This is a genomic window from Mailhella sp., from assembly GCF_057866825.1.
The window spans coordinates 1-2280 of sequence record NZ_DBMAHT010000204.1 but is presented as its reverse complement, the minus strand read 5'-3'; the positions used below and the strand labels follow the sequence as shown (position 1 = coordinate 2280).

The 2280-nt window shown below is 63.2% G+C and carries 3 protein-coding genes and 1 pseudogene; all 4 read right to left on the bottom strand.

The features are described 5' to 3' along the window. A partial coding sequence (locus tag ACZM96_RS10700) for a GTP-binding protein (RefSeq protein ID WP_489489043.1) occupies positions 1-262 on the bottom strand: 262 nt, incomplete at its 3' end. A gap of 250 nt (positions 263-512) precedes the next feature. Next, positions 513-1202 (bottom strand): amino acid ABC transporter permease, encoded by a 690-nt coding sequence (locus tag ACZM96_RS10695; protein ID WP_489489042.1) that lies wholly within the window; start codon positions 1200-1202, stop codon positions 513-515. A gap of 2 nt (positions 1203-1204) precedes the next feature. After that, complete coding sequence (locus tag ACZM96_RS10690; protein ID WP_294488735.1) at positions 1205-1999, bottom strand: amino acid ABC transporter ATP-binding protein; 795 nt, start codon at positions 1997-1999, stop codon at positions 1205-1207. Positions 2000-2013: 14 nt separating this feature from the next. Next, positions 2014-2280, bottom strand: a pseudogene (locus tag ACZM96_RS10685) (amino acid ABC transporter permease); the annotation flags it as partial.

The window sequence follows — 2280 nt, the reverse complement described above, 5'->3', positions numbered from 1 at the left end:
CGAAGTCCACGTGGCCGGGGGTGTCGATGAGGTTCAGCACGTACTCGGTGCCGTCCTTGTCGGTGTAGGGAATGCGCACGGTCTGCGCCTTGATGGTGATGCCGCGCTCGCGTTCGAGATCCATTTTGTCGAGGTACTGATCGCGGGCCTCGCGCGCGCTCACCAGACCGGTGTATTCAAGGATGCGGTCGGCGAGGGTGGACTTGCCGTGGTCGATGTGGGCGATGATGCAGAAATTACGGATACGATCGAGTGAGGTCATGCGTCTTGGGGGTAGAAGTTGACGGCGTGTTTCACCGCAAGGAACCATGGTAGCGCGTGAGGCGTCTCTCTTCAAGGGGCGCATCGCCGGAGTGCTCCGTTGCCGGAGAGCGGCAGGAGCCGCGGGCGAAGCGAACCGGACATGCGCGACCGGGCAGTCGTGAACCTGGCCGGAGCGAGCCGGGCGGTCGCGTGAGCGGCAAAGCTCGGCGGGAATCGGCGGAGCGTTGCCGCGGAAGGTTGCCGCGCCGCTATTTTTGCGTGCCGAATCCGGGAATGGACAGCTTCTTTTCGAGCCTGGCGAGGAGCCAGGTGGCGGCGCTCACCATGACGAGGTAGTAGCAGGCGGCCACGAGATAGACTTCCGTGGGGCGGAAGGTGCGGGAGACGAGCACTTTGGCTTCGCCGGTGAGTTCGATGCAGGTGACGATGTACGCCAGCGAGGAATATTTGATGAGGTAGATGATTTCATTGCCGCAGCCGGGCAGGGCGCGGCGCACGGCCTGGGGCACGATGACGGACCAGATGGTCTGCCACCTTGTCATGCCGAGGGCCTGCGCGGCCTTGATCTGCCCCTGCCGGATGGAAAGCAGCGCGCCGCGCACGTATTCCGACTGATAGGACGCCGTGCACACGATGAAGCCGATGAGGGCGGCGGCGTAGGGGGAAAGGTAGATTTTCACGCCGGGGAGGCTGGGCAGGCCGAAATAGAGGATCATGAGCTGCACGGTGAGGGGCACGCCGCGTATGACGGCCACCACGGCGTCGGTGCCGCGGCGCATCCAGGGGGTGCCGAACACGCGCATGACGCCCATGACCACGCCGATGAAGCCCCCTATGAGCGAGGCGGGAACAATGAGCTGGAGGCTCATCATGAGGCCGCGGTCGAGATAGGGCATGACGCGGGTGGTGAGGAAGGTGGGATCGAGAAAGTCGAACATGATCAGTTCTGAGCCTCCGGGGCGGGTTCGGCTTCGCCGCAAAGTTCAAAGAGGCGGGTGCAGAAGTCCTGGGTGCGGGTCTGCGCTCCGGGAGCGAGCAGTTCTTCGGGGGAGCCCTGTTCGATGACTTTACCGGCCTCCATGAAGAGGATTTCGGTAGCCACGGCGCGGGCGAATTCCATCTGATGGGTGACCATGATCATGGGCATGCCGTGGGCCGCGAGATCGCGGATGACGGTGAGCACTTCGCCCACGAGTTCGGGATCGAGGGCGGAGGTGGGTTCGTCGAGCAGCAGGATGGTGGGATCCATGGCCAGGGCGCGGGCAATGGCGACGCGCTGTTTCTGACCGCCGGAGAGCTGGGCGGGATAGAGCTTGGCCTTGTCTTCGAGGCCCACGCGGGCGAGTTCCACGTGAGCGCGTTCGAGGGCGTCGGCGCGGCTCATGCCGCGCACCTTGCGCAGGGCGAGGGCGACGTTGCGTTCGGCGGTGAGGTGATCGAAGAGGTTGAATTCCTGAAAGATCATGCCCACGTGCTGACGCAGGTCGTAGAGTTCTCTGGTGTTTTTGAAATCGACCTTGCGGTCGCCGAGCCAGATTTCGCCCTGATCGGGTTCGAGCAGGCAGTTGATGCACTGCAGAAAGGTGCTCTTGCCCGCGCCGGACGGGCCGATGAGCACTTTGACGTCGCCCGGACGCATGCTGATGGAGCAGTCGTCGAGGATTTTTCGTCCGGTAAGATATTTGGTGAAGTGTTCCGCGCGAAGAATGGGGGTGTCGTTCTGAGGAGCGTTCATGGTGTCTCCCGGCATCACATGCCGGAGTTGCTGTAGCCGGGGATGCGGGCTTTTCGTTCGAGGCGGCGGAGCAGGGTCACGCCCGCCATGGTGATGGCGAAATAGATGAGTCCGGCGGTGATGTAGAGGGGCAGGTGCTCGTAGGTGCGGGAAGCCACGAAGTGGGTGCGCGCCATGATTTCGGGAGTGCCGAGGGCGAAGCACATGGCCGAGTCCTTGAGCAGGATGGAATATTCGTTGGACCATCCGGGAATGGACAGCCTGAGAGCCTGAGGGAGAAT